General features: G+C 69.7%; 29 protein-coding genes and 4 pseudogenes. 13 read left to right on the forward strand and 20 right to left on the reverse strand.

The window, feature by feature from the left end; all coding sequences use genetic code 11:
- The 9 genes from ACFYQA_RS08520 to ACFYQA_RS08560 all read right to left on the reverse strand — a co-directional run bounded on the left by ACFYQA_RS08520 (position 1) and on the right by ACFYQA_RS08560 (position 4,125).
- Positions 1 to 1,038: a YqaJ viral recombinase family protein gene (locus ACFYQA_RS08520; RefSeq protein ID WP_388913447.1), complete on the reverse strand. Its 1,038-nt coding sequence runs from the start codon at positions 1,036 to 1,038 to the stop codon at positions 1 to 3.
- Entirely contained in the window at positions 1,038 to 1,553 is a 516-nt protein-coding gene (locus ACFYQA_RS08525; protein WP_388913450.1) for a hypothetical protein, read from the reverse strand. Before ACFYQA_RS08525 ends, ACFYQA_RS08520 begins: the two co-directional genes overlap by 1 nt.
- A complete protein-coding gene (locus ACFYQA_RS08530) occupies positions 1,550 to 2,008 on the reverse strand; it encodes a hypothetical protein (protein WP_388913452.1) in 459 nt (152 codons plus the stop codon). The genes ACFYQA_RS08525 and ACFYQA_RS08530 overlap by 4 nt, the downstream gene beginning before the upstream one ends.
- The gene (locus ACFYQA_RS08535) at positions 2,005 to 2,388 is read right to left on the reverse strand and encodes a hypothetical protein (protein ID WP_388913454.1); all 384 of its coding nucleotides are present in this window, start codon (positions 2,386 to 2,388) and stop codon (positions 2,005 to 2,007) included. The genes ACFYQA_RS08530 and ACFYQA_RS08535 overlap by 4 nt, the downstream gene beginning before the upstream one ends.
- Positions 2,385 to 2,576 (reverse strand): hypothetical protein, encoded by a 192-nt coding sequence (locus ACFYQA_RS08540; protein ID WP_388913457.1) that lies wholly within the window; start codon positions 2,574 to 2,576, stop codon positions 2,385 to 2,387. Before ACFYQA_RS08540 ends, ACFYQA_RS08535 begins: the two co-directional genes overlap by 4 nt.
- Positions 2,573 to 3,241: a hypothetical protein gene (locus tag ACFYQA_RS08545; protein ID WP_388913460.1), complete on the reverse strand. Its 669-nt coding sequence runs from the start codon at positions 3,239 to 3,241 to the stop codon at positions 2,573 to 2,575. Before ACFYQA_RS08545 ends, ACFYQA_RS08540 begins: the two co-directional genes overlap by 4 nt.
- Entirely contained in the window at positions 3,238 to 3,606 is a 369-nt protein-coding gene (locus ACFYQA_RS08550; protein ID WP_388913463.1) for a hypothetical protein, read from the reverse strand. The genes ACFYQA_RS08545 and ACFYQA_RS08550 overlap by 4 nt, the downstream gene beginning before the upstream one ends.
- 88 nt (positions 3,607 to 3,694) lie before the next feature.
- The gene (locus ACFYQA_RS08555; protein ID WP_388913466.1) at positions 3,695 to 3,886 is read right to left on the reverse strand and encodes a hypothetical protein; all 192 of its coding nucleotides are present in this window, start codon (positions 3,884 to 3,886) and stop codon (positions 3,695 to 3,697) included.
- Positions 3,883 to 4,125 carry an XRE family transcriptional regulator gene (locus ACFYQA_RS08560; protein WP_388913469.1) on the reverse strand — a complete coding sequence of 81 codons (243 nt, stop codon included), beginning with the start codon at positions 4,123 to 4,125 and terminating at the stop codon, positions 3,883 to 3,885. Before ACFYQA_RS08560 ends, ACFYQA_RS08555 begins: the two co-directional genes overlap by 4 nt.
- 237 nt (positions 4,126 to 4,362) lie before the next feature.
- Between ACFYQA_RS08560 and ACFYQA_RS08565 the strand changes: the two genes are divergently transcribed.
- Complete coding sequence (locus ACFYQA_RS08565) at positions 4,363 to 4,809, forward strand: hypothetical protein (protein ID WP_388913472.1); 447 nt, start codon at positions 4,363 to 4,365, stop codon at positions 4,807 to 4,809.
- Between the two features lie 15 nt (positions 4,810 to 4,824).
- Positions 4,825 to 5,373: a hypothetical protein gene (locus ACFYQA_RS08570; RefSeq protein ID WP_388913475.1), complete on the forward strand. Its 549-nt coding sequence runs from the start codon at positions 4,825 to 4,827 to the stop codon at positions 5,371 to 5,373.
- Here the strand turns inward: ACFYQA_RS08570 and ACFYQA_RS08575 are convergent.
- Both ACFYQA_RS08575 and ACFYQA_RS08580 read right to left on the reverse strand, forming a co-directional pair.
- The gene (locus tag ACFYQA_RS08575) at positions 5,300 to 6,937 is read right to left on the reverse strand and encodes a recombinase family protein (protein ID WP_388913478.1); all 1,638 of its coding nucleotides are present in this window, start codon (positions 6,935 to 6,937) and stop codon (positions 5,300 to 5,302) included. The two genes, ACFYQA_RS08570 and ACFYQA_RS08575, sit on opposite strands and share 74 nt — an antisense overlap.
- Positions 6,938 to 7,097: 160 nt before the next feature.
- Positions 7,098 to 7,544 carry an Lrp/AsnC family transcriptional regulator gene (locus tag ACFYQA_RS08580; protein ID WP_388913481.1) on the reverse strand — a complete coding sequence of 149 codons (447 nt, stop codon included), beginning with the start codon at positions 7,542 to 7,544 and terminating at the stop codon, positions 7,098 to 7,100.
- A 93-nt stretch (positions 7,545 to 7,637) separates the two neighbouring features.
- On the opposite strand from ACFYQA_RS08580, the gene ACFYQA_RS08585 reads away from it, so the two are divergent.
- The 3 genes and pseudogenes from ACFYQA_RS08585 (at position 7,638) to ACFYQA_RS08595 (ending at position 9,415) form a co-directional block, all read left to right on the forward strand.
- Positions 7,638 to 8,456: an LLM class flavin-dependent oxidoreductase gene (locus ACFYQA_RS08585; protein ID WP_388913484.1), complete on the forward strand. Its 819-nt coding sequence runs from the start codon at positions 7,638 to 7,640 to the stop codon at positions 8,454 to 8,456.
- A pseudogene (locus ACFYQA_RS08590) lies at positions 8,453 to 8,885 on the forward strand (nucleoside deaminase). The gene ACFYQA_RS08585 and the pseudogene ACFYQA_RS08590 overlap by 4 nt, the downstream one beginning before the upstream one ends.
- Positions 8,886 to 9,208: 323 nt before the next feature.
- Positions 9,209 to 9,415: a superinfection immunity protein gene (locus tag ACFYQA_RS08595; protein ID WP_388913487.1), complete on the forward strand. Its 207-nt coding sequence runs from the start codon at positions 9,209 to 9,211 to the stop codon at positions 9,413 to 9,415.
- A gap of 80 nt (positions 9,416 to 9,495) precedes the next feature.
- Here the strand turns inward: ACFYQA_RS08595 and ACFYQA_RS08600 are convergent, their stop codons facing one another.
- The 5 genes and pseudogenes from ACFYQA_RS08600 to ACFYQA_RS08620 form a co-directional block, all read right to left on the reverse strand.
- Entirely contained in the window at positions 9,496 to 10,227 is a 732-nt protein-coding gene (locus tag ACFYQA_RS08600; RefSeq protein WP_388913490.1) for a hypothetical protein, read from the reverse strand.
- Between the two features lie 46 nt (positions 10,228 to 10,273).
- Positions 10,274 to 10,717, reverse strand: a complete 444-nt coding sequence (locus ACFYQA_RS08605; RefSeq protein ID WP_388913493.1) for a hypothetical protein — start codon at positions 10,715 to 10,717, stop codon at positions 10,274 to 10,276.
- A 142-nt stretch (positions 10,718 to 10,859) separates the two neighbouring features.
- Complete coding sequence (locus ACFYQA_RS08610) at positions 10,860 to 11,561, reverse strand: TMEM175 family protein (RefSeq protein ID WP_388913496.1); 702 nt, start codon at positions 11,559 to 11,561, stop codon at positions 10,860 to 10,862.
- A gap of 306 nt (positions 11,562 to 11,867) precedes the next feature.
- Positions 11,868 to 12,514: pseudogene (locus tag ACFYQA_RS08615) on the reverse strand (alpha/beta hydrolase).
- A gap of 93 nt (positions 12,515 to 12,607) precedes the next feature.
- The gene (locus tag ACFYQA_RS08620; protein ID WP_388913499.1) at positions 12,608 to 13,579 is read right to left on the reverse strand and encodes an alpha/beta hydrolase; all 972 of its coding nucleotides are present in this window, start codon (positions 13,577 to 13,579) and stop codon (positions 12,608 to 12,610) included.
- 373 nt (positions 13,580 to 13,952) lie between these two features.
- On the opposite strand from ACFYQA_RS08620, the gene ACFYQA_RS08625 reads away from it, so the two are divergent.
- The 6 genes from ACFYQA_RS08625 to ACFYQA_RS08650 all read left to right on the forward strand — a co-directional run bounded on the left by ACFYQA_RS08625 (position 13,953) and on the right by ACFYQA_RS08650 (position 20,377).
- On the forward strand, positions 13,953 to 15,827 hold the full coding sequence (locus tag ACFYQA_RS08625) for an amidohydrolase (RefSeq protein WP_388913620.1): 1,875 nt from the start codon (positions 13,953 to 13,955) through the stop codon (positions 15,825 to 15,827).
- A 123-nt stretch (positions 15,828 to 15,950) separates the two neighbouring features.
- Entirely contained in the window at positions 15,951 to 16,613 is a 663-nt protein-coding gene (locus ACFYQA_RS08630) for a hydrolase (protein ID WP_388913502.1), read from the forward strand.
- Positions 16,614 to 16,667: 54 nt separating this feature from the next.
- A complete protein-coding gene (locus ACFYQA_RS08635) occupies positions 16,668 to 17,207 on the forward strand; it encodes a DoxX family protein (RefSeq protein ID WP_388913505.1) in 540 nt (179 codons plus the stop codon).
- Positions 17,188 to 17,925: a DUF1275 family protein gene (locus ACFYQA_RS08640; protein ID WP_388913508.1), complete on the forward strand. Its 738-nt coding sequence runs from the start codon at positions 17,188 to 17,190 to the stop codon at positions 17,923 to 17,925. The genes ACFYQA_RS08635 and ACFYQA_RS08640 overlap by 20 nt, the downstream gene beginning before the upstream one ends.
- 111 nt (positions 17,926 to 18,036) lie before the next feature.
- On the forward strand, positions 18,037 to 19,725 hold the full coding sequence (locus ACFYQA_RS08645; protein WP_388913512.1) for an MFS transporter: 1,689 nt from the start codon (positions 18,037 to 18,039) through the stop codon (positions 19,723 to 19,725).
- A gap of 163 nt (positions 19,726 to 19,888) precedes the next feature.
- On the forward strand, positions 19,889 to 20,377 hold the full coding sequence (locus ACFYQA_RS08650) for a hypothetical protein (protein ID WP_388913515.1): 489 nt from the start codon (positions 19,889 to 19,891) through the stop codon (positions 20,375 to 20,377).
- A 649-nt stretch (positions 20,378 to 21,026) separates the two neighbouring features.
- On the opposite strand, the pseudogene ACFYQA_RS08655 reads toward ACFYQA_RS08650, so the two are convergent.
- Positions 21,027 to 21,619: pseudogene (locus ACFYQA_RS08655) on the reverse strand (LLM class flavin-dependent oxidoreductase); the annotation flags it as partial.
- Between the two features lie 202 nt (positions 21,620 to 21,821).
- On the opposite strand from ACFYQA_RS08655, the gene ACFYQA_RS08660 reads away from it, so the two are divergent.
- Complete coding sequence (locus ACFYQA_RS08660; RefSeq protein ID WP_388913518.1) at positions 21,822 to 22,673, forward strand: NmrA/HSCARG family protein; 852 nt, start codon at positions 21,822 to 21,824, stop codon at positions 22,671 to 22,673.
- A 117-nt stretch (positions 22,674 to 22,790) separates the two neighbouring features.
- Positions 22,791 to 22,966 (forward strand): annotated as a pseudogene (locus ACFYQA_RS08665) (IS110 family transposase); the annotation flags it as partial.
- Positions 22,967 to 23,406: 440 nt separating this feature from the next.
- Here ACFYQA_RS08665 and ACFYQA_RS08670 read toward each other — a convergent pair.
- From ACFYQA_RS08670 to ACFYQA_RS08680, 3 genes are read right to left on the reverse strand one after another with little or no spacing between them, the layout of a single operon-like run.
- Complete coding sequence (locus ACFYQA_RS08670) at positions 23,407 to 24,366, reverse strand: helix-turn-helix domain-containing protein (protein WP_388913521.1); 960 nt, start codon at positions 24,364 to 24,366, stop codon at positions 23,407 to 23,409.
- Between the two features lie 29 nt (positions 24,367 to 24,395).
- Positions 24,396 to 25,643: a helix-turn-helix domain-containing protein gene (locus ACFYQA_RS08675; RefSeq protein WP_388913524.1), complete on the reverse strand. Its 1,248-nt coding sequence runs from the start codon at positions 25,641 to 25,643 to the stop codon at positions 24,396 to 24,398.
- The gene (locus ACFYQA_RS08680; protein ID WP_388913527.1) at positions 25,627 to 25,941 is read right to left on the reverse strand and encodes a hypothetical protein; all 315 of its coding nucleotides are present in this window, start codon (positions 25,939 to 25,941) and stop codon (positions 25,627 to 25,629) included. The genes ACFYQA_RS08675 and ACFYQA_RS08680 overlap by 17 nt, the downstream gene beginning before the upstream one ends.
- Positions 25,942 to 25,962 lie beyond the last annotated feature (21 nt).

A 25,962-nucleotide genomic window follows, 5' to 3' on the forward strand; every position in this document is an offset into this window, starting at 1 on the left:
TCAGATGCCCCCCTTGAAGGCCTTGGAGATGTCGATGCGTTCGGTCGGATTCGGCGTGACGCAGGCGTCGTAGGCGTCGGGCCAGCGCTCGGCCAGCTGCTCCAGATCGACCTTCGGAGCCGCGTTCGTGGGCTCCAGCGAGTAGGCGCGCTCGCCGCCGAGCAGGGCCTGCTGGGCGCCACCGAGGGCTGCGATCATTCGAGCCTTCGCGGCGGCCTTCGCTTTCTTCGCCGCGGACTCCTCGCGCTGGTGCCGGTTGTAGGCGAGGAGCGCGTCGAGGGCATCGGTGTGCATGTCGACGTCCACGGCGCCCGTACGGGTGGGATGGAGGCGGCGGAACATCTTCGCGAGGGCCTCGCCGTCCCCGGACGGCTCCGGCGGCACCTCGGCTTGGACGTGCTCGGTCCAGAACTTGTCGACGGCGGTGGTGATGTCGTCGATGACGTCGGTGTACTGGTCGGCGCGGACCGTGCCCTGGTGGTACTCGTTGCCGCCGATCAGAACCGCGAAGTGCATGTGCTCGTAGCCGTTGACGACGATCTGCCACAGCATCTGGGCGAGGACATCGTCCGGGGCGCCGGCGTGCCACTGGGCGTTCTTGAAAGCGGAGCGGGTTTTGACCTCCAGCGCGCACGGGGTGCGGTCCTCGGTGAGGGGGCACTCGGTGACGCGGCGGTCGAGGGTGGTCATCCAGTGCGGGTGGGTCTCGTGGGCGACGAGGCCGACGCGGCGGATGACGGAGCGGTTGCGCATGGCCCAGTGGCGGGCGACGGGCTCTTCGTGGACGTTGCCCCAGAAGGCGGCTTCGCCCGCATTGTCGATGTCGTGGCCGGTCTTGTCGTAGTAGACGGCGAGGGGTGGCTTCTGGTCGACGAGGCCGAGGAGGGCGGGGACGTCGCTGGAGCCGATGCCGTTGCGGCGGGCGGTGAGCCAGTCGGTGCGGTCGGCGTCGGCGGGGAGGATGAGCCGGCCGGTGGGTGTGACCCGGCGGCCGGCGGCCGGGGCCTGAGTGGCCCCGACCGTCGTGCTCGTCTGCATCAGGCAGTACCGCCCTTCGTGCTGGTCTGGCGGGGGACGGTGTAGTAGGTGACGCCCGGCTCGTCGTGCCGCACGAGGTAGCCCGCAGCCAGCTGGGCCAGGTCATGACCGGCCGTGCCCTTGCTGACCTCGAACCCAAGGTCGGTGAGGGCGCGGTGGGCGCGGCCGGCCTTCCAGCGGCCGCCCTGGAGACGGATTTCGGTGAGGAGCTGGGTCTGCCGGGCGGTGGCGTCGGCCGGTGTGCGGCTGCTCTTCCCCTCGGCGCGGGCCTGGGCGTCGTCGCGCTGGTGCTCGTCGAGGAGCTTCCGCACGTCGGTCAGGTCACCGTGGTCGGCGACGGCGCGAAGTGTGGCGATGAGGCCGTGCAGCATGGCCAACTCGCCGGGGTACGCCTCGACGGTGTCGGCCGCGGCCTTGGCGAGCACCTCGTCGCGGTAGGCGTGCGCCAGCCGGTACGCCTCGATCGCGTCGAGCCGCAGGGAGAGGGCGACGTGCAGCTCCATGGCGGCGCTCATACGGCACCTGCCTCAGTGACGTCGACCCAGCCGTCCGCCCACTCCTCATCCCGGAGAGACGCGGACGTCCACGGAGCGTTCGCCGTCCGCTGCTCGAAGCCGAACGCGCGGCGCTTCCCGGTGGTGGGGTGGATGGCAACGGCGACGCACTGGAAGTGGGGCCGGATCTCGGGGGCCGCGAACGGCTCATTGACGGTGTAAGTCCGGCCGGGCTCGAAGAAGTCGGCGGGCAGCATCCGCAGGTTGTCGGGACGGACCGCACCACGCTCGACCTTCGAAGCGAGGATTGAGGCGGTGTCGCTCTGCACGGTCTGGCCTTCGGCCCGGAACTCACGGGCCTTCTTCACCAGCCACGTGGCGACCTCGGCGAGCACCTCGGTGCGGTAGGTGTCGAGCAGGCCCGGGATGACGCTGCCGGGGCGGAGGGTGCTGAGGATCTTGTCGCGGGCGCTCATGCGGCAGCACCACCCTCACGCTGCGCCGGGACGGCCACGGCCACCGGAGCGCACGCCCGCAGCCGGTCCGCCAGAGCAGCCACCTGCGGCCCGTACACCGGCACCTCGTAGCCGAGGGCCAGCGTCAGCTTCTCGACGAGCAGCTCCTCCGGCTCCCATCCGTCGTGCCGATGAGCGCGGGCGTTCCTCCGGTCCTCCTCGATCTCCACCAGCAGATCCATGAGACCCGGGTTGTCGGTGATCGTCTCGATTACGGCGACCAGGTAGTGCTCCAGGTCGAGCATGGCCCCGGTGGGGATGGGACGGACGTACAGCCGGTAGGGGCCGGTGATGGCCGGCCGCCGGAGCAGCCGGTGCAAGATCAGGCGAAGACGGTTCATCGGTTGTCCCCCGTCGGGATGGTGGAGATGCGGAGCGCCACGGCCAGCCACACCCGGGCCACGGCCGTACGGGCCGGGGCGAGGGTGGGCGTGTGGTCGAGGGCGAGGATGAGCAGGGCGCCGGGCAGGAACGCGGCGACGCCGACCGCGAAGGCGGTGCCCCACTCGGTGGTCGTCGCGGCGTTCACTCGTCCGCCTCCTCGTCGTACTCGGAGGCGACCTCGAGCGCGGTGACCCGGTAGTCGGTGGCCCTCTTCGCGTCGCGGGTGGACTCGGCGGTCAGTCTCCAGACGCCGCCGTCTTCGTTCTCGGCCCAAAAGAACGAGCAGGTACGGAAGAACGGGTCCCGGGTAATGGCGGCTTCGCAGTGGTGCATCGCGGCCTCGCGGGTGGTGTACAGGCCCATCACGATCGAGTCGTGCGACGCCCGGTACACGGTGCCCTGCGCGGCCTCCAGCTCGGGGGCCATCAGGTCCTCAGTGCGAGCGACCAACGTGGTGGCCAGATGCTCGGTGTGAGCGGCGGCCCGCTCCTCCTCGGCCTCCAACTCGGCGATCCGGCACCACGGGCAGCCCCGGGTGTCATCCGGCGCCCGCAGCCACGTCGGATGCCCCGGCTCGATGCACGACGCCGACACCCGTCCGTTGAGCGCACCCAACTCCAGGGCACGGAACGCGGCCAGCTCATCGCCGGCGTCGGCGTCCACCCACACGGTGGCCTCGTAGCCGTACTCCTCCAGGGCGTAGCCGACGCGGCCAGAGGCGTAGCTGGCGTCCCCGGCGCCGTCAGCGTTGGCGACCTCGGCGATGATGCGGAAGACACCGGTCGCCACGCCGCGGATCGAGCCGCTCATGCCGCCACCGCCGCACGGATCTCGTGCATCACCGACTCACCCGACGGCAACACCACCGACAAGTGCACCGGCACCACCGGGAACTTCACCGGCGAGTCCGTCCACGTCGTCGTGTGCAACGTCCACACCGTCTGACCCGACGGCAGGTCCGTCGTCGTCACCGTGCCGCCCTGCACGTACAGCCATTCGGCCAGCACGTCGATGTTCGTCGCGGTCACCAACACCGCCGAGTGCGTGGCCTGCGCGGCCACGTGCACCGACAGGAGACCGTGGTAGTCGACGGTGCTGCGGTAGGAGAACTCGTTGCTCTCCCGGGCGGCCTGCCGCTCCTGGAAGGTGGAGGGCTGGGTAATCTCTGCGGTCACGGGGACCTCTCTTTCGATGGTTGATGGGGTCGCCGAGTCGTGGGGTCGCCGAGCCGGACAAGCGGGCGGCCCTTCGGCGTAGATGGGGTCAGGCGGCCTTCGCGGCCGGCCAGGACGCCGAGATCGGCCGGGGCACCGGGACCGCGCCCCCAGGGCGCGTCATGATCCGGCGGAGCACCTCCACGACCTCGTCGCTCGGCTCCGGGGCCTGCGCGACGCGCTCACGGATGCGGGCGATGACCCCGTCGCCGAGAATCGCGCGGCGCTCTTCGCGGGTCATGCGACGGCTCCGACGGGCTCTTCTTCCTCGTCGTCGACCAGGTCCATGACGGTACGAATGTCCAGGTCATATGCGTGTGCGAGTCGTAGCGCCGAGTTCAAGTCAGGTTGCGTCTGTCCGGCGAGGATCCGGTACGTCGAGGACGTGTTGAGTCCGGTTCGCTTGGCGATGGCGTACGGCTTCTTGTCGCCGCGTCGCCAGGCGGCGTCGAGGAGCTTCTGGATGTTCAGTCGGTACACGCGGATGTCCCTCCCTTCGCAGGTAGCGAGATGGTTTCCCTGTCGAGGGAAACTAGACCATACACATTCCCTCCCTGGCAAGGGAATGTGCGCATGAGGGAAGGGTGGGAGCGTATTCGTACGCGCGTTCTATAACTAGTGTGACCAGTATTAACGCAGGTCAGTGGCCGAATGGCCGCTTTCCCGCGTGAGGGAAGTAGTGACTATTCCCTCTCCAGGGAAGTAAAGTGCTCAGACATGACGGATGCCCCCCAGCGCAAGGCCTTCTTCGCGCTCGTCCTCCCCGCCCTCGAAGAGGCCGGCTACGCCGCATACGGCGGCCAGCAACGGCTGGTAGCCGACACCGGCATGAACAAAAGCACCGTCTCTCGACTCCTCAACAGCGAGGGCATCCCCCACGTCAAGTTCTTCCCCGCCCTGGCCAGAGCCATCGACAAGGACCCCGTCGACCTACTCGTCGCCGCCAACGTCCTACCGCCCGAGTACCTCAAGTCTCAGCAGACACTGTCCGAAACCAATCGGTCACAGGTAAGGTCGGGATCTATCACTCCGGAGGAGGCGGCGGAGCGACTGGGCATCCATGACGACGTGGGGCGATACACATTCCTCGCTGTGGTCGAGAAGCTCACGACCGACGACGCTGACGACGCCGACACCCCCGGAGGCGCGACAGCACAGGCGTAATACCCGGGGGTGTGCATGGGTCTCACGGCCAGCAACAAAGCCGCAGTCGCAACAGCAATAGGCATCCTGATCTGCGGATTCGCCGTGATTGTGCAGAACACCTCAAGGGATAACGTGGCAGGCTCTATTGGTGGAGCCTGCCTCGTCATGGCCGGACTGGCCCTCGGGAGCCTCACCTTCGTGCGCCGCTGGGTCTGCGACACCAGCGACGAGCGGCGCGTCCTCGCCGCCGCACAGCGCGAAGCCCAAGGCGAACGCTCCCGCTACTTCGCTGCCCAAGCTGCCCTGGAGAACGAACAGGGGCGCCTGACCCGCGACATGGCCGCCGACCGCGCCCGCCTCACCGCCACCCTCACCGTCGAACGCGAAAAAATGCAGGCCGAATTCGAGGGCAGCCGCGCCCAAGAACTCAGCGAGGCATTCCAGACCGGCGTCGAGATGGAACGCGCCGGCATGCTCAAACGCTCCCGACCGCCCCGCGGAAACCTCCTCAAGTTCCCGCAGAAGCAACCCGAGGCGCTGGAACAGGACCGGACTCGGGAGCACGAAGCAGCCGGTCCCTGAACCCCGGCTCCCCCACGAACGCCAACTGCACCCGGCTATCGTCCGTCCCGCGGACACCGCCCATCGGCGTGCGACGAGACTTGACCAACCGCACCGTCACCACCGCCCGGATCACCTCCCGCCGCTGCCCCAGCGTCAGCTCAGGCACTCCCCGGCCGCCGTCGTCGCTGCGGCCGTTCCACACAACATCCGGATCCGGCGCGTTCAGGAGCGAAAGAACCAGCGGCGAGACACCCGTCAGAGACCGCAACGCCTTCTGCTCAACCTCCAATTTCGGCAGCAGCCGCTGCTCCAGCGACGCGAGAGAGCCCGCAGACAGCTTGAAGCGGCCCGTCTCCTCGTCGAAGTCCTCCGCCAGCGCACGAGCTTCGGCCAGCTGCTCCTCGTACCCGTTGATGCGCCGCTGAGCCGTGACCACCTTCTCTTCGGTGTCGCCATCGTCCGCGACCAGAGCCGCGGTCGCCTTCGCCTTGTCTGCGAACCAGGCGATGACCGCCTCCTCCACGAAGGCGTCGAGCCAGGCCTCGCTGACGCTCACGTCCTTCTTCTCCCCGCACCGCAGGACCTGTCTGTCCCCCACCCGGGCGGCCAGGAGCGGAGCGTGGTCGCCGCAGTGCCCGCACAGTCCAATGTGGGTCAGCAGGTGTACCGGCTCCGTACCGCGGGTCATGCGCCGGCTCGAGTCCGAGAGCTTGGCCGCGACACGGTTGAACATGGCCCGGCCCGCAGGGGTATCGAGTCCCTTGATCGGGGCCCAGGACGCTTTCCGCCATTCGCCGCGGTGGAGCCGCTCCCCCAGGTATGCCCGGTTCTGGAGCATGCGGCGGACGGTGATGGCGACCCACGGCTTGCCGTCAGGCCGGGTGGCGCCCTCCTCGGAGCGGAGCCAGCGCACGACGGACCCGACGGAGTGCCCACCGTCGATGCGCTCGATGGCCTGAAAGACGTACGGGCCAGTGACGGGGTCCTCGTACTGGCGGACGCAGCGGAGGCGGCCATTGACGACCTCGTAGTCGCGGGCGAAGCCGAACAGGAGCCGACCGTGAGGGTCGCCTGCTGCTGCGGTCCGCTGGGCGGTGCGGAGGTTCCGGTCCCGGATGTCGTCGGCTTCGCCCTCTGCGGCGATGGCGTCCATCGCGGTGGCCTTGCGGTCCTCGCTGAGGCTGAGGTCGTAGACCTTGCCCTTGTAGCAGAGGAGGGCGCCAGCGTTGAAGCAGGCGTTGCGGAGCCGGACGTACGCTTCCAAGTCGCGGTAGTACCTGCTGGCTTCGAAGGCGACGACGATGCGGGTCACGCCGGGGCGGGAGGGGCCCGCCTCGATTGCCTCGAGGAGGTCCTCGAAGTCGTCGCGTGTCCTGGCACCGCGGGCTGCGGAGAGGCCAAGATCCTTGAACTCCTCGTAGACCGGCCAGTTGTAGTCCTGGCAGAGGCGCCGGCCGGCGACCAGTTGGTCCGTCACGCTGGAGCCCTGCTTGTTTGGGTCGCGTGACGCCCTTCCGTAGAGGAGGGCCTCGAACTCCGTGCCGGGGAAGACGAGATGCAGGTATGCGGGCGCGAACGGCATGGCCCGACAGTACCGGTTCTGCCGCAGTCTGTAAGCGCCATTGTCCGGGGAGGGTGACCGACTCCCGGCCCACGCCACGTACAGGAAAGCGCCAGCCGGTCGGCTGCCCACAGGCCGCCCCGGGGCGATCGCCCGCCCACCGGTCGCGGTCCGCCGCCGGTCACGGCCGGACGGGTCCCCGAAAAGGCATCGTCTGGCTGTAGACCACACTGGTCGTCGTACTGCCGAGACCGGCCAGCTCGTCCATGAGCGTCTCCAGATGCCCCATGGAGGTCGCCGACACCTTCAGGGTGTAGCAGTCGTCGCCGGTGGTGCGCAGGCACTCCAGGATCTCCCGTCGCCCGGCAAGCAGTTGGCGCAACGGCTGATGGCGGTTGCCCGGGTACTTCAGGCGGACGAGGGCAAGCACGGGGTAGCCGACCTTCGCCAGGTCGACCACCGCGTGGTAGCCGGTGATGACGCCCTGCGCCTCCAGTTGCCGCACCCGTTCCGTGGTGGCCGAGGAGCTGAGGCCCACCCGTCGGCCCAACTCGCTGAGGGAGATCCGCGCCTCCTGCTGCAGCAGCTCGAGGATCGCCCAGTCGACATCATCAAGGTTAACGGTCACGCCGCGACCCTACCGGCAGATTCACGGGAGAACGCATTCAGAACAGGGAGAAGTCGGTTCCGTGATGCCGGATCACCGGTATAGCTTCGAGGCATGAAACTTGGCGTCAACGTACCGAACTTCGGGCCCGGGACCGATCCCGGCGTTCTTCGCGAGTGGGCACGGACCGTGGAGGGGCTCGGCTTCGACCTCCTCATGATGTCGGATCACGTGGCCGTCACCCCGGACGTGGCCGAGCGGTACCCGGAGCCGTTCTACGAACCGTTCACCGCACTGTCCTGGCTGGCCGGCGTCACCACCCGGCTGCGGCTGGGCACGACCGTACTCCTCCTGCCCCTCCGGCATCCGCTGCTGGTGGCGCGCATGGCCACGAACCTCCACCACATCAGCGGCGGCCGGTTCGTGCTGGGCGTGGGCGTCGGCTGGTCACGCCAGGAGTACGAGGCGCTCGGCGTGCCGTTCTCCGCGCGCGGCAGACTGACCGACGAGCACCTGGCCGTCCTGCGCGACACCTGGCACGCGGAGACCGGGGACGGCGCCCCTGCGATTCCCGTCTGGGTCGGCGGCAACAGTGAGGCCGCGATCCGGCGCGCCGTACGGTTCGGGGACGCCTGGCATCCACTGCGGGTCGGCATTCCCCAGCTGCGCTCGGCCCTGGCGAACCACTCGATGCGGGCCGTCGCGCCCCGCATCGCGCTGCGGCTGACCGCCGCCCCCGTCGACGACCCCGAACGGCCTTTGGGCGTCGGCACCCTCGAGCAGATCCTCGGCGATCTCGAGCAGCTTCGCCGACTGGGCGCCGACACCGTGGTCCTCGACCCGTACCACGGAGATCCGCAGGAGACCCGTCGGCCCCACGAGGCCTGGCGGGCACTCACCGCCGTGGCCACGCACTGGAGCACACCGTCATGATCACGACCGCCGACGAGAACCTTCTGCGGCGCGCATCGCCGTCGCCGCCCACGCCCTCACCCTGGGCGACGCGCCGTACGGCTCGCTGCCGGCCGGCCCCGACGGCACGCTTCTCGTCGAGGCCCACAACACGGTGCGCCGCGACGACGACATCAGCGCCCACCCGGAACTGAAGCTCACCCGCTGGGCCGCCCGCGAGCTCGATGCCGCCACCGCCGCACGCACCACCAGGTACACCAGCTGCCGGCCGCGCACCATGTGCGCCGGGGCATCGCCCGGTCCGGTCTCGGCCAAGTCGTCTACGCCCTGTCCACCGAGCAACTCGTCGAATTCAACCCGGAGTCGGGTACCTGACCGACGGTGGAACAGCACGGCCCGGCCCTCTTCGACGAGGCACGCGTCCCCCTCGACGACCACTACCGGACCTGAGGTCCGTCCGCCTTCGGATCGCGCAAGACACACGCGGCCCACACCGCCCGCACCGAGGCGGGCGGTCGGGCGGTACGGGCCTACGCGGAAAGGGTCTTCGGCGATCAGCGGGTCCACGTACGGACGGCAGACCACAGGGCCCGGAGCCGACCGGAGCCGAAGGGGCTCTTCACATCGGCGCACGACCACCCGGAGGCCAGTTCCCTTTCGGTGTGCGGTAGTTGACGCGCCGGAACCGTCGCCGGTCTCCGTCGACACCTGCGTGCCTCGCCCCGATACAGTGCGCAGGGACACGGTGAAAATCAATGGGAGTGCGCTGAAACATGGACAGTCTGCTGACAGTGCTGGTCGTGGTGGCCCTCGGGGTCGTCTATTTGCTGCCCTCGTACCTGGCATTCGCGCGTGATGCGAAAGACCGGTGGTTGATCCTTCTCATCAACGTCGTCTTCGGGGCGTCGCTCATCGGCTGGGGTGTGGCCCTCTACATGGCCACCCGCACGCCGAAGCGGGCCAAGCAGCTCGCCCAGTAGGGCGACGGGTTCTGTGCCCGGGGACGCGCCGCGCTCCCACCCGCTGACGCCGGTCAAGAGCGCCGGCCCCCCAAGTATGGTCAGGGCCGGTTCGGATGTCTCCGAACCGGCCCTGACCTGCGACTCTCACGAGTCGGGACAACATGACTTGAACCTAGGGCCAGCAACAGCGCCCCGACGGCGTACACATCGCTCTGCGGCGTGGGCGACCGCCCGTCGTCGTCCGCCTCCAGGTAGGTGTCGCTGAGGGGCAGCACGTCGCGGTGAGCACTGTCGACTCCGTCGACGGTCGCGGTCGCGGTCGCCCAACCGACCAGCCGGACGTCGCGGTCGGTCACGAGAACGGCCAGGGGTGAGAGCGAGCCGTGCACGAGCCCCCGGGAGTGGGCGAGGGCAACGGCCTCCGTCAGGCCCAGCCCGATGCTCAAGAAGAGCTCCTCCGGGACCGTTCCCCCGTGTTCGTCGAGGACGGCGCGCAGGTTCGGTGCGGGCGGTGAGGACGGGGCGTCTGCGCGGCGGTGGACGCAGCTCGCCTCGACCCACGGCAGCTCCCCTGTGGTGAGCGTCGCCACGCCGAGGAGTGCGGGGGCATGCGTGCCCTGCATGCGCGTCAGGCACTCGGCTTCCGTCCGGACGAGGTCCCGTGCGGTTCCCGGGCCGCGGGTATGCAGCATGACCGGCGCCCGGACCGTGGCGATGGTGCCGTCCTCGTCCTCGGCCAGGTACATCGTCAGGTGGGGCCAACCGTGGGCACTGCGTGCACGGAGCCGGAACCGACCGAGCCGTACCGGGTCCTCCGGCAGGAGCTCCATCCAGCCTGCTGGCAGGGTCTCACCCGGGGCGTCGTCGTACGCCTCGTCAGTCCCGGCAGCTGCTGAGTCCCGGGGCCCGGCGGAATCCCCGCTCTCGCCCCCGGGGACACGGGGCCGTTCCGGCCCGGGCGCCACCGACCCGATATCGGCGGACGGGATGCCGAGCCGCGTCAGCACCTGCTCCCGAAGCCGGCCGAAGGAGCGTGCGGTGTCGTCGATGACGGCCGCGCCGTCCGGGTGCCCGACCCACGCCGAAAAGACCGGGGCGCGGCCGACGGCGGCCCGGAACCACGCCTGGGCCCATGGCGAGGACCATGGTCAGGAGACCGTCGGGCTGTATCTCCAAGGCGAGATCGCCACGCTGCTGCGCGTCGGCCACTTCCGCGACTTTGCGCCGGAAGGTGTCTGGTTCTTTGGCAGCTTCTACGGCCACTCTCCTCTCGAGTGGCCCATACGCGTCCCTGGAGGCGCCGGACCCTGGCAGAGCCATGTCCAGGGGAACCTGCGTGACGCGCCTGGCCCGACGCACCAGTCGAAACGCGAAGCGGGACACCTCAGCTGATCCAGGGAGCCGGACGCTCGTATGACACCGCCCGCCTGGCCGACACCGTGCCACCGAGTGTCAGGACGCGTCAGACCGCACCGCCACGACCTCCCTCGTCGGCATGCGGTCCTGTATCAGGAGAGCCGTCCCGGCCACCGGGCAAACCTTCGCTGGTGACGAAGTAGAAGACAGGGAGCATTACGAACACCGCGATCGCCAGCAACGGTGCGACGAACACCCCAAGGAGGCCGGCGACGGTGTAGGCGGCGGCTCCAGCCCAGGAACGAAGCTGTCCGTGCCGCACGTACGTGTCCTCCACATCAGGGTCGAGCAACTCGGGTCGGCGGGCGACCTGTTGGTAGAAGGCCACCCAGCTCAGGCACATCGCTGCGGCGAGGCCGGCGTAGAGAGCGACGGCCACCCGCGCGTCGGAGCCCGTGGGGTCGGCCTGCAGTGCGTCCGCGACCACCGCGGTGGGGAAGGAAAGCGCCGCCGTGGTGAGCAGGAGAAACAGGTTGGCGGCATGTAGTCCGCGGTCCATGGCCCTGATACGCACGAAGGCCTGGTGGTGGTTGAGCCAGATCACGGAAACATAGCCGAAGGACGCCAGGTAGCCGAGGTAGGCGGGCCACTGAGCCAGCAAAGCCTGGCCAAGGCCGCCCGGCTTGTGCGGCGGACCAGCGAGATTGAGGGCCAAAAGCGTGACGGCAATGGCGAACACACCATCGCTGAAGGCCTCAGCCCGTGTGGTCTCAGAACGAGAGAACTTGCGAGAGTGGCTCCGGGACAAGCTGGCTCCTGAAGTACTTGGTTCATGTCGGATTCGGGCGGTTTTCATCGTCGGCGGCCCCGAGGGCTCGAACCGTCCGGCAGAGCTTGAGCCAACCACACCCGAGCGAGGCCCTCTGGCGGGCATTGCACCGAAGAGGCATCCCCACCCTCGGAGCGGCGCGCGGTTCACCGCCCGCCAGGTTACAGATTTCAAGGCCCGGCAACTGAGATCGCTGCCCGCGACCCGTGCGGTCCGGGAGGCACGACGACCGAGCCGCACGGACGCGGTGCGGGGAGTGTTCCGCATACCTGTCCCTACCGCCTGTCAGCTCGTCGCGCGTACCGCTTCGCGGATCAGATCCGCGACCTCCTTGGGACGGGAGACGGCGACGGCGTGCGACGCGCCCTCGATCTCGACGACGGTCGCCCCTGCGCGCTTCGCGGCGAAGCGCTCCACCTCGGGGTTGATGGCCTGGTCCGCGCCGGCCACCAGTGCCCAGGACGGCTTGGCCTTCCATGCGGCGGCGGTGGCTGTCTCTCCGAAGGCCGCGGCGGCGAGCGGCCGCTGAGCCGTCGCGAGGACCTTCGTGACCTCCGCCGGCACATCGGCGGCGAAGACCGACGGAAAGACCTCCTCGGCGATGGTGACCTCGACAGCAGGGCCCCGTCCGCGACCGGATAGGTCCACTGCTTGAGGTTGCTCACCAGCGGCGAGGCGGGGAAGCGGCCCTGAAGTTCACCGAGACTCTCGCCCTCCTCGAGGACATAGGCGGCCACGTAGACCAGCCCGACGACGTTGTCGGCGGTGCCGGCCACGGTGATGAGCGCACCGCCGTAGGAGTGGCCGACCAGTACGACGGGACCATCGATCTGGGAGGCAACGGAGGCAACGTAAGCGGCGTCGGCCGCAAGGCCACGCAACGGGTCCGGCGGGGCCATCACGGCAATGCCATGGCCCTGCGATTCCGCGATGACCCCGGACCAGCTGGCCGCGTCGGCGAACGCGCCGTGGACCAGGACGACCGTGGGCACGGAGGTGGTCATGTGTGCGTTGTCTCCTCGGACTCAGACGGCGTACAGGGCGGTGTGCAGGGTGCGGACGGTCAGGGCGATGGCGGCCTCGGCCGCGTGGGTCCCGCGCAGAGCGTTGAGCATGACAAAGTCGTGGATGATGCCCTGGAAACGCACGGCCGTGACCGGCACGCCTGCCTCACGCAGCTTGTTGGCGTACGCCTCGCCCTCGTCGCGCAGCACGTCGGCCTCGCCGGTGATGACCAGCGCCGGGGGCAGGTCCTTCAGCTGCTCCACAGTGGCCCGCAGCGGGGACGCGGTGATCTGGGCGCGCTCGTTCTCATCGGTCGTGTACTGGTCCCAGAACCACTGCATGCCGTCCCGGCGCAGGAAGTAGCCGGTGGCGAACTGGTGGTACGAGCCGGTGTCGAAGTTCGCGTCGGTCACCGGGTAGAACAGCACCTGCTGCACCAGCGCGATGCCGCCGCGCTCCTTGGCCATCAAGGTCAGCGCCGCGGTCATGTTGCCGCCGACGGAGTCCCCGGCCACCGCCAGCCTCGCACCGTCGAGTCCCCTGGACGCGCCCCGCTCCACGACCCACCGCGCGACTGTGAAGCTCTGCTCGATGGCGACGGGGTAGCGGACCTCGGGCGAGAGGTCGTACTCGGGGAAGACCACGGCGGCGTTCGCGCCGACGGCGAGTTCGCGCACCAGACGGTCGTGGGTGTGGGCGTTGCCGAACACCCACCCGGCACCGTGGATGTAGAGGATCACCGGAAGGGTGCCCTCGGCACCGGCGGGCTTGACGATACGAGCCCGGACACTGCCCGTAGGACCGCCCTCGACGGTGATCCACTCCTCGTCGATCGCCGGCTTCTCGATGTCGCCCGACTGCGCCTCGTCGACGGCCTTGCGCCCTTCCGACGGGGCCAGATCGAACAGGTACGGCGGGTTGGCGGTCGCCTCCGCGAACGCGGCTGCCGCGGGCTCCAGCACGGGCTGAACCGGCGCAACGGCATCGGACATGCGAATCTCCTGGAATTGTGTTGGGGACGCCGGTTCTTCCGGCCCGCGGCCCGGGAAGCATGTGCCGAATGCTCCGGTGCCGCCGACTTCCACGCTAAAGCCGGCTGACAGGCACTCGTTGCCCGCGAGCGCACCACCGATGTCCCCACAGTGCACGGAAGTCGTCCGGCCCCGGTCCCTGATCGACGGCACGGGAATCCCGTGCACTGTGCGGAACCATCCAGTGCGCTGAGGGAACAAGCAACGGCGTCCGCCGCGCCTAGCGTGACGGACGAACACACATGCGTTCCCGCATCCTCCGTCCGCCGACATCCCGTACAGCGGACATCTGGAAGCCGTTCCTCACGGAAGGGGTTGTACTCACGTGTCAGCAATGCCGGTCGGCGGACTGGTTCCCCAAGCCACCGACGAAGCTGCGGACCTCGTCGTCCGCAACGCGAAGGTCCATACGGGAGACCCGAACCGCCCGCACGCCGAGGCACTCGCCGTCAGGAGCGGTGTCATCACCGTCGTCGGCGACGACATGGACGTGGCCCCGCACGTCGGTGCCGTCACCAAGGTGGTGGACGCCCTCGGCCGGCGGGTGGTCCCGGGCCTCAACGACTCCCATTTGCATGTCATTCGCGGCGGCCTCAACTACGTGCTGGAACTGCGCTGGGACGGGGTGCCCACGCTGCGTCAGGGCCTGGCGATGCTGCGTGAGCAGGCCGCGCGCACGCCCAAGGGACAGTGGGTGCGGGTGGTGGGAGGCTGGTCGGCCGAGCAGTTCGCCGAGCGGCGGCTGCCGACCGTGGCGGAGCTGAACGCCGCGGCCCCGGACACCCCCGTATTCGTGCTGCACCTGTACCAGTCGGCCGTCCTCAACCGAGCGGCGCTCAAGGCCGCCGGATTCGACAGGAACACCCCCGACCCCAGGGGCGGTCAGATCGTACGCGGCCGGGACGGGGAGCCGACGGGCATGCTGCTGGCCGCACCCAGCGCCCTCATCCTCTACTCGACCCTGGCCAAGGCGCCGGTGCTCCAGGGCGAGGACCAGAAGACCTCGACCCGTCATTTCCTGCGTGAACTGAACAGGTTCGGACTGACTTCTGCCATCGACGCCGCCGGCGGATTCCAGAACTTCCCCGACAACTACAGCATCGTCACCGAACTGGCGAAGACCGGCCAGTTGTCGCTGCGGATCGCCTACCACCTCTTCCCGCAGACGGCCGGCCAGGAGATAGCCGACCTCACCCGCTGGATCGAAATGACCCGGCCCGAGGACGGGGATGCATGGCTGCGCCTCAATGGCGCGGGAGAGAATCTCACCTGGGCGGCGGCGGATTTCGAGAACTTTGCCCAGCCACGTCCGGAACTCGCCCCCGATTACGAGGCGGAGTTCGAGAAGGCGGTACGTCTTCTCATGGAGAACGGCTGGGGATTCCGGCTGCACGCCACGTATGACGGGACCATCCGCCGGGATCTCGCGGTCTTCGAGAAGCTGGCCGCGGAGGGGCTCTTCCCGGCCGGGAATCGCTGGCTGTTCGATCACGCGGAGACCGCTTCCCCGGACAGCCTCGACCGCGTCGCCGCCCTCGGCGGAGCCATGTCCGTGCAGAACCGCCTGTCCTTCCAGAGCGACGCGTTCCTGCGCCGCTACGGCCCCGGAGCCGCCGCGGACGCTCCGCCGATCCGGGCCATGCTGGACCGCGGGCTGACCGTGGCCGCCGGCACTGACGCCACCCGGGTCTCCACGTATAACCCCTGGGTCGCCCTGCACTGGCTGGTCAGCGGCCGCAGCGTCGGTGACCTGGTGCTCCGCCCGCGGACCAACCGTGTCGACCGGCAGACCGCGCTGACGATGTTCACTCGTGCCGGCGCCGCGCTGACCGGCGAGGAGGACGTCAAGGGCGTTCTGCGCCCGGGGTACTACGGCGACCTGGCTGTCCTGTCCGAGGACTACTTCACGGTGCCTGAGCCGGAAATCCCCCACATCGAGTCGCTGCTCACCGTCACAGGCGGCCGGATCGTCTACGCGGCCGCCGAGTACGAGGGCCTCGACGAGGAACTGCCGCCCATCAGCCCCGTCTGGAGCCCGGTGGCGCACTTCGGCGGCTACCAGGCGTCCCGGCAGGGCCTTTCGGGCGTCCGCCAGGCGGAGTCGCTCGGCGAGGCCGTCGCCGAGGCCGAGCAGCACCGCGCGTGGCGCGTCGCCCGCGGTCTCGTCCCGGCCACCGCAACGCCCTTCGATCCCTGCTTCGCCCTCTAGAACTCCTGGGCGGGGCCGGGCCCTGAGTCGGCCCCGCCCGGGCCCCTTCCAGCCCCGTCACAGGACGGTTTCACTCCGGCGCCGACGCCCCGTCCGCGCCGCTTCCCATGGAAAGGCACCCTCATGGTCGACATCACCCAGGTCACCGCAGCTCCCAGCCCCGACCTGATCACACCCGACAACTGCGCTGTGCTGTTCGTGGACCACCAGCCGCAGATGTTCTTCGGCACCGGCAGCGGCGACCGGACCGCGATCATCAACGCCACGGTGGGCCTGGCCAAGGCAGCCAAGGTGTTCGATGTCCCCGTCGTCCTGAGCACCGTGGCCGCCGAGTCCTTCTCCGGCCCGATCATGCCGCAACTGCCGGCCGTCTTCCCCGACTACAAGATCATCGACCGCACCTCGATGAATGCCTGGGAGGACCCCGCGTTCGTCGAGGCGGTCAAGGCGACGGGCCGCAAGAAGCTCGTCATCGCCGGCCTGTGGACCGAGGTCTGCGTCGTGCTGCCCACGCTCTCCGCCCTCGCGCAGGGTTACGAGATATACGTGGTCATCGACGCCTCCGGCGGCGTCGGCCCGCAGGCCCACGACCACGCAGTGCAGCGCATGGTCCAGGCCGGCGCGGTCCCGGTCACCTGGATGCAGGTGCTTCTGGAGCTCCAGCGCGACTGGGCCCGCACGGAGACATACGCGGCCGTGACGGACGTGGTGAAGGAGCACGGCGGCGCGTACGGCCTCGGCATCCTCTACGCGCAGGCCGTCATCGGTGCGCACGCGGCGGGCTGATCCCGCGCCGGTCGAACAGCGCCAAGGACGGATGTCAGGAACAGGCGGGAAACGATGAACGCTGGATTGCTGGTGCTCCGGGTGGCGGTGGGGCTCCTCATCGCCGGCCATGGAGTGCAGAAGATGAGCTTCCGGCTGGGAGGCAACGGATTGGCAGGCGGAACCGAGGAGTTCCGCCACGACGGCTTCCGCGGCGGCCGGCTGACCGCGATCGTCGCGGGAGGCAGTCAGATCGGCGCCGGCCTGTTCCTGGCCGCCGGTCTGCTCACGCCGCTGGCGGCGATGGCCGCGATGGGGGTGATGACAGTCGCGGGCACCGTCAAGTGGCCCAAGGGACTGTGGGTACAGAACGACGGCTACGAGTACCCGTTGGTCCTGGTCATCGTCTCCGCCGCGCTGGCTCTGACCGGACCCGGCCAGTGGTCCCTCGACCACGCCCTCGGCGCCAGCCCCTGGCCGCTGTGGCTGGTCGTCGCGGCGATCCTGGCCGGCCCGATGAGCGGACTGCTCGCCCGCGTCGTGCTGCGCCGCTCGCCCGCCGCGCCGGAAGCGGCCACACCGAAGGGAACGCCCCATGCGCCAGTTGCTGAGTGACGCCGGCCGCACGCTCGTGCCGCCCCGAGGGGAACGCCACGGCCCGCTGCCTCCCCTGCTGCTGACGCTGACGGTGGTCACGGGCCTGATCGACGCGGTGAGCTTTCTCGGTCTCGGGCACGTCCTCGTCGCCAACATGACCGGCAATGTGATCTTCCTGGCGTTCGCGCTGGCGGGCGCCGCGGGCCTCTCCGCGTCCGCCTCCGTCGTCGCGCTGGCCGCGTTCCTCCTGGGCGCCCTCGCCGGGGGCAGGCTCGGCAGCCGGTTCGCGGCGCACCGGGGACGCCTGCTGACGGCGGCCACCGGCGTGCAGGCGGTCCTGGTCGCCGTCACCGTGGCGGTCGCCGCGGCCGGCGGCGGCCGGGTCACCACTGGTGTCCAGTACACGCTGATCGTGCTGCTGGGGCTCGGTATGGGCCTGCAGAACGCGGTCGCCCGGCGCCTCGGTGTGCCAGACCTCACCACGACCGTGCTGACGCTGACTCTGGCGGGGCTGGCCGCGGACTCCGCCCCGGCCGGCGGTGCGGCGCCGCGATCCGGCCGCCGGATCCTGTCCGTGCTGGCCATGTTCCTCGGAGCCTTCGTCGGAGCTGTCCTCCTCCTGCACGGTCATCTCGTGCTCATCCTGGGCCTGGCCCTGCTGCTGACCGTGCTCACCTCCGTGATCACGCACCGCCTGTCGGCCGTCGACGCCGCCTGGATCCGGCCGCCGTCCTGACGGAACGGGACCGACCGGCCGCGGGATGCCGCATGAAGTGCCGGAGGCCTCCTCGTCCAGGGGGCCTCCGGCACGACGACGACGTCACGCGAGGAGTGGCAAGGAGATCCGATGAGCGCCGCACCACCACCGTCACCACCAGTACCCGCGGAATCAGAGTCCCCGTGGGCGCCGCTCGCGGCGCGCGTTTTCCGGGCACTGTGGATCGCCCAGCTGGTCTCCAACATCGGCAGCTGGATGCAGACGGTCGGCGCCCAGTGGCTTCTGGTCGGGGACAGTGCCGCCCTGGTGACGCTCGTTCAGACCGCCTCCAGTCTTCCCGTCGTGCTGCTGGCCCTGCCCTCCGGGGTCGTCGCCGACCGCTTCGACAGGCGTTCGGTGCTGCTGGCCGCGCAGTTCGTGATGCTCGCGGTGTCCGGTGCGCTGGCCGTGCTGGCGTTCACGGACGCGCTCACGCCGGAAGTGCTGCTCGTCCTCACCTTCCTTCTGGGGTGCGGCACTGCGCTGATGGGACCGGCCTGGCAGGCAATCCAGCCGGAGTTGGTGGAGCGCCGCCTACTCGGTCAGGCGGCGGCGCTGGGCGCGGTGAACATGAACTTGGCTCGAGCCGTCGGCCCGGCACTCGGCGGGGCGGTGGTCGCGGCGGCGGGCGTAGGATGGGTCTTCGCCTTCAACGCGGCCTCCTACCTGGGCATCGCGGCTGTCCTCATGATGTGGCGGCGCCCGGAGACGGCCTCCCCCGCCGCGGAGAGCGAACCGCTGCTGGCCGCCCTGTCCGCCGGCCGCCGCTATGTGTGGAACGCCCCCGGTGTGCGCCGTGTCCTTCTGCGTACGCTCCTGTTCATCCCCGGCGGCGCCGCCCTGTGGGCACTGCTGCCACTGAGCGCGAGCCGCTCCCTCGGCCTGGGCTCGGGTGGATATGGACTCCTGCTGGCGGCAGTCGGCACGGGGGCGGTGACGGGAGCCTTCGCACTGCCCCGCATCCACCGCGTGCTGGGGGCCAACGGCACCCTCGCCGCCGGCGCGCTGGGGTTCGCCGGTGTCCTGGCAGTGCTGGGCACGGTCCGAACACCGTGGCTGGTGACGGTCGCCCTGCTACCCGCGGGTCTCGCCTGGATCGGTGTACTGTCCACGCTCAACGCAGCCGTGCAGACGCGGCTTCCGGGCTGGGTCAGGGCTCGTGGGCTCGCCGTCTATCTCCTGGTCTTCCAGGGCGGTCAGGCGCTGGCGGCGCCCCTGTGGGGTGCGGTGGCCGACTGGCTCGGGCTCACCGCCTGCCTCCTGGTCGCCGGTGCCGTGATGCTGCTGAGTGCCGCCAGCGTACGGCGGTGGCCCCTGCACGATGCCGAGGGCATCGATCCCTCGCCGTCCGACCACTGGCCCACTCCTCCCCTGGTGTTCGAAGCGGGCGAGACCGACGGGCCGGTCCTGATCTCAGTCATCTACCGCGTCCCTCTGGACAGCCGCGCCGAGTTCACGGACCGCATGCACCATGTCGCGCGCTCCAGGCGCCGTACGGGAGCCCTTGCCTGGGGCCTCTACCAGGACGGCAACGACCCGGAACGCTTCATCGAGAACTACCTGGTCGCCTCCTGGGCGGAACACCGCGCACAGCACCACACCCGTCTGACAGCCACCGACCGCCGCTACGAGGAGCAGGCTCGTGAGCTGCTCCTGCCGGGGGCCCTGCCCGAGGTGACCCATGCATTCGACGCCGCGTCGGGCCCCACTGTGCCGGATCAAGGCACGCGTACGCCGGAGTCCGGCGACGCCAGGTCCGGCTCTTGGACCTCCGGATAGCGCCAGGTCCCGCAGGCAAGTTTCCAGTGGGGTGCAGATCTTGTGAGGGTGCCTCGCTGGGGTGATTCGTCGGGCTTTGCGGCGTGACTGGGGTTGCTGGCTCCTCCCTTCGTCAGCATTGAGCCCGCTGCGGGTGCGGGCGCTGGCTGAGGTGGGTGGTGCAGTGCCGTCGTTGATCGAGGCATTGGAGACCAGGGAAGCAGCGGCTCGTGGCCGGGCTGATCGGCTGCGCGAGCAAATCACCGAGTTGTCCGAGGAGTTGTCGCGGTTGGAGGTGGAGCTGTCTCGGCTGCAGATCACGCGCCAGACGGTGGATGAGGTGCTGGCCGACGGTCCCGGTGCGGCGGCTTTGGTGGGGAACGTGGAGTCCGCGGTGTTGCCGTTGACGGACCTGGCACCGGTGATGCTCGCTGCGGAGGCTTCCGGGGACGCCACGGTGACCTCGCCGGCCTACCGTCGGATCCTGGTGGCGTTCGCCGAGGCTCCGGGGCCGTTGCGGTGCAAGGATGTGTGCGCCGCCGTGGGTCTGGGGACTCAGGCCGGCCACGTCGAGGGCATGCGGTCGAAGTTGAAGCGGCTGGTCGAGCGCCAGATCCTGGCCGAGACCGAGCCGGGGCTGTTCACGCTGTCGTCCCGGGCGGGTGCGCGGTGAGCGGCGGGTGCGGGGCGGATCTGACTGCCGCCGAGACTGCGTTCGCCGCCTCCCGCCGCCTGTTCGAGTCTGTCACCGGTGAGCTGGAATCCGCCGACGCGGCGGCGTTGACGCACTCGCAGCTGGAAGACCTGCTGGGCTCGCGGATGCGGGAAGTGACCCGGCAGCTGTTCCAGGATCACCTGCGGCTGCGGGCACTGACCGAGCAGCGGCTTTCGCAGGTCGTGGACGCTGTGGGCGTGGAGCGCACACGGATCGAGCGGGGCCGCTCCAGGATCCTGGCGACGGTGTTCGGGAAGGTGTCGGTGACCAGGATCGCCTACCGCGGCACCAAGGTGGCCGATCTGCACCCGGCCGACGCGGTGCTGAATCTGCCGACGGGGATACACAGTCTGGGGCTGGCCAGACTCGCGGCGATCGAGGCATCCCGGGGCTCGTTCGCCGAGGCGTGCGCACGGATCAACGCTGTCACCGGTGCCGGGATCGGGCACCGGCAGGTCCAGGAGCTGACCGTGGGCGCCGCGGTGGACATCGACGCCTTCTACGACGCCCTGGTGCCCGCCCCGTGCACCGACGCCACGGCGCTGGTGCTCTCGGTCGACGGCAAGGGCGTGGTGATAAGGCCGGAGGCGCTGCGCGAGACCACTGCGAAGGCCGCATCGGCGAAAGGCGCGGCCTGCTCGGCGATCTCCGGCGAGCGGATCGACCCGTGCCAGACGAACGGCGGTACGTCGTCCAGCGGGCGGGGTGTGGAGGTGAAGCCCTGCAGCGGGGTGCGGAACTTGCCCTCCCAGTTGACCACGTCCTCGCGCCACAGGCGGTGCAGCAGGGCGTAGTTCTCGATGGCGAGGTTGATGCCCTGCCGGATGTCCTGCCCGAACCACGGGTACACCGGCCCGGTGTTGCCCCGGCCCATCATCAGGTCGACCCGGCCGTCCGCGAGGTGCTGGAGCATCGCGTAGTCCTCGGCGATCTTCACCGGGTCGTTGGTGGTGATCAGGGTGGTGGCGGTGGAGAGGTGCAGCTTCTCCGTCTGCGCCGCGATGTAGCCGAGCATGGTCGTCGGCGAGGACGGGACGAACGGTCGGTTGTGTGTTCGCCGGTCGCGAAGACGTCCAGGCCCACCTCCTCCGCCTTGAGCGCGATGGCAACCATCGCCTTGATGCGTTCGTGCTCCGACGGAGCGCGGCCTGTGGTCGGATCGGTCGTCACGTCCCCGACCGTGAAGATGCCGAACTGCATGGGTCTCTCTTCTTCCGGCAATCGTGTGAGGTGGGGAACGCCAGGCGCCGGTCGGACGATCGTCATGACTGTGCGTGCACCGGGTCGAGCCCTTCAGCGCCCTTCTCGCGCGGGTCGTTATCGTGCGCTGTCGTTCGTGACGCATAGTTGGTCGGGGCCGACTTCGGATCTGATGCCCCTCTGCAGGAAAGGGAGTTCTTCCATGACGCATGGGCCGATCCTGGTGCTCGCCGCGACAGGCGGACAGGGCGGGGCTGTGACCGACGCGCTGCTGGGTCGCGGAGCCCGAATCAGGGCGCTGGTACGCGACCCCGGCCGAAGTGCCGCGCGGCAACTGGCCGAGCAGGGTGTCGACGTGGTGGCGGGCTCCCTGAGCGATCGCGAGTCGCTCGCCACGGCCATGAAGGGGGTGGCCGGTGTCTTCGCGTTCACCACGCCCTTCGAAGCCGGTGTCGAGGCAGAGGTGGGCCAGGGGCGGGCGATCCTCTCCGCCGCGGCGCAGGAGCGCGTTCCGCATCTCGTGTTCAGCTCGGTGGCCGGGGCCGACCAGGACAGCGGGGTACCGCATTTCGAGAGCAAGGCGCGCATCGAGGCGGAACTGACCGCGGGCGATGTTCCGTACACGATTCTGGGGCCGACGTACTTCTTCGACAACGCGCTCGGTGGAGCTCGGCGCATCCTCGACGGCGTTCTCGATCTGCCGCTGCCGCCCGACCGGCCTTTGCAGCAGCTCGCCCGCCCCGACCTCGGCGCGTTCGCGGCGGAAGTGCTGCTCAACCCCGCCCCGTACCTCGAGCAGCGCATCGAACTAGCCAGCGACGCACCCACTCCCACGCAGATGGCAGCCGCGCTCAGCGCAGCGCTGCGACGGGACGTCCGCCATGAGTACGTACCGCTGACGTCCATCGGCAATCCGGACATGCACGCGATGTGGGCGTTCCTGAACGGGCCCGGCTATCGCGTCGACATCCCCGCACTCCACGATGCTCACCCGGAGATCCGCTGGACCGGCTTCGCCGACTGGACGCACCGCACCTGGGCGACCGCCCGCTGAAGCGGGCGTCCACCTCTGGTCGGCTCGCCGGGCAGCGAACACGAGCACGCCCGGCGAGCCCTGCCGCCCCCGGATCGCACGGATTCACGCGATGTGGCGAACCGGCCGCGCCGGCACGCCCTCCCGCTCACGGTCGCTCAAGACGCAGGCTGCAAGGTCACCTGCCTGCCGGGCCTGGCCATGCGGTGGATCGCCGACCTGGTCGATCAAGTGACCCTGCCCGTCGCGAAGCTGGCGACCGAGCTCGGACTGCGGACCAGCGCGCGGCAAGGAGCAGACCGACGACGATGCGGGAGGGCGCGGAACAACGCCTGGTGGGCCGGGTCACTTCCTCCCCCAGGAAAACGAGCGGGCCCCGACCGGGAACGTCCGGCCGAAGATCCGTATGCCGCTGGTCAGTCAGCCGGAGAGTAAGGGAGCAAAGATCCCGTGCCACGCGGCCACGCCCGGCCGACGGTGCCATCCGCCCGAATGGGCCCCACGACCGCCCATGATGGACTTCGGTTGGAGGCGCTTCCAGCTCCTCGCCCGCGGCTCGCCAGGGCCAGCAGCGACGATCATGATCCCGCCATGCCCCAGCGACCGCGACTCCGCCCCTATGGCCAGCCGGCGCTGACGCTCGTCCAGATGCGGCGTAGCGGCCGCGTGCGCGGATGGTGCTGTGCTGGATCAGATCGACGACGCCTCCAGCAGATCAGGGCGCATCAGAGGAAGGCACCGAGCACGGGAGCGATCATGCTGACAGTGTCCCGGGTCTTGCCTTCTCTCGGTGCTCACCGCGCCACTGCACCGGCGACACCCCGTATGTTTCCCGGAATGTCCGGCTGAAGTGGGAGGGGTTGGTGAAGCCCCAGCGTGCGGCCACCGCCCCGATCGATCTGTGGGTCGCGCCGTCCTGGGAGAGTTCCTCGCGTGCCGCCTCGAGCCGCCGCGTCCGTACCCAGGTGTTGACGGTGGTGCCCTGCATCTGGAAGAGCCGGTGCAGGTAGCGCAGGGAGATGCCGTGCTGGTCGGCGATGTCCTGGGGGGTGAGTCCGGGGTCTTGCAGCCGGGCTTGGACGGATGCCGTGATCCGCTCCCACAGCGCCGGCGCGGGCCGCCTGCTGACCGCTTCCATGGCCAGGGTGGCCAGGATCTCCACGGCGATTCGGGCGAGTTCGTCGCGTCGGGTCGCATGGGCACTGATGACCTCGTCGACAAGCCCGCACAGCAGCGGCAGCAACAGGGCCGCCGCGCCCTCACCGGCTTCGTCCACCACGGTGGCCGTCAGTGCGGACAGCTGCCCTTCCTCCAGCCGGAGCAGGGCCCGGGGCATCATGAGGATCCGGGCCCGCTGCCGCTGCGGCAGCACGATCCGGTACGGGCGCCTCGCGTCATGGAACGCCAAGCGGCCGGGCCGGAGTTCGACCGTGCGGCCGTCCTGGAACAGCAATGCGCTGCCGTCCAGTTGCAGACGCACGAGGATGTGGGTGCTGTGGTCGGCGGCCACCGACCGGGCGCTACGCAGAATCGTCCCCGGGCCGAACTCCTCGGTGGCGATCTGAAGAGCGCCCAGGCGCTCGGCGGTCAGCTCGCCCGTCCACGGACGGCCGCGCTCCACGGCGACCTCAAGGCCCACGAAGACCTGTGACAGCGTACGCTCCCAGGCCGCGGCGCGATCGTCGGGAGCCAGGTCCCGGGTGGAAAAGGACACCCCGTGGCCGGGAGTAGTCAGCAAACCGGTCAGCACGGCATTTCTCCCGCCGCGCGGACCGCACGCTCTCGGTCGAGCCAATCCGTGGGAGACAGGCCGTAGGACCTGCGGAAGGCCCTGCTGAACCGGGCGGGACTGGTGAAACCCCAGCGTCGCGCAACCTGGCCCAGGCCAACAGATCCCGGTGGCCGTACCGCGAGTTCCCTGCGGCACTCGTGCAGGCGCAGCTCGCGGATCCATTGGCACACGCTGGGGCCCTCGGCCTTGAAGAGCCGGTGCAGATAACGGACGGAGATGCTGTGGGCATCGGCGATGGCCTGGGGGGTCAGGCCGGAGTCCGACAGGTGCCAGCGGATGAAGGTCTTGATCCGCAGCAGCAGGACCCGGTCGGCACCCGGCAGTACAGCGGGATCCTCTCCCAGCTGGTCCGCCGCCGTGGCCGCCATCAGGTCGATGACGCCCTCGGCGAGTTGCTCCGCCACCGGCGTCGCGTATGCCTCTGAGGTCTCCGCCAGCCGTTCCAGCAACGGGGTGAGCAGGGCGGGCAGACCGCCGCTCGGGCGCACGGCCCGCGCGGTGAGCTGCCGCAGATCGGCCTCCGACCGCCCGAGCAGGGCTCGCGGCACCGCGAAGATCTTCAACTGGAAGCGCTCGGGAAAGGTGGTGCGGAAGGGCCGGATGGTCTCGAAGAACCCGATGTCACCGGCTCGCAGCACCGTGGTCCGACCGTCCTGTTCGACTCTGGCCCGGCCGGTGCTCTGGAGCGCCACGAAGACGTCCCGACCGTCGCCGCGGGCTATGAAGCGCGGCGACCGGTGGGCCCGGCCCGGGTCGCATTCCACCGTGGTGATCTGCAGGCCCCCCAGGTGGTCGGTGCGCATGGCGGCGTCATAGGTGCGGCCGTCGGTGGCGATGTCCATCCCCACGAGGGTCGCGAGCACGGCGTCGTGCCAGAAATCCAGGCTCTCGCACGGTGGAACCGAGCGGGTGCTCAGCACCTGGGTTCGTGGACTTGCGTAGGGGGCCGGACACCAGCGTCTCTCTTCGAAGGAGCCGATGACGGTCTCGCCCTCCACGAGTTCGTACTGGAGCGCGCCCGAGGGACAGCGCCGCACCACCTCCGCCAGGCGCTCGGCCGTAGCCTTGTCCGGCTGGATCCACGGTCGCTTCGCCGGGTCGAACACCTCGGGCAGGCCACGACCGATGCGGCGGGTGTCGCCGGCCAGTACCCGGTGGTACTCGACGCCGGGAGGGACGGTGCTAGTGCGGTCGTTCATGAGTAGCGGGGCCCTTCGAAGTCGTAGGGACGGAGCAGGGAGCGGACGTCCACCTCTGGTGGATCTCGGAGCCGGAGTACGCCGTGATGGGAAGCGGTCGACGAGAGGGCTTCACCCGCTGCGGGAACTGGTTCGGGTCGCCGGGGCGCGGCGTCGACCAGGGCGGGGACCTGGTCTCCCAAGAGCGGCCGGACAGGGGCCGGCCGTGGATCAGGACGACGGGATTGCCGGTGCCCTGGTCGGTGTAGTGCAGCTCGACGGGGCTGCCGTTCTCGGTACCGATGCTGAGCTCGGGCATGGTGTGTTCTCTCCCAGACCA

Source organism: Streptomyces sp. NPDC005774, assembly GCF_042871645.1.
GTDB lineage: Bacteria > Actinomycetota > Actinomycetes > Streptomycetales > Streptomycetaceae > Streptomyces > Streptomyces pratens.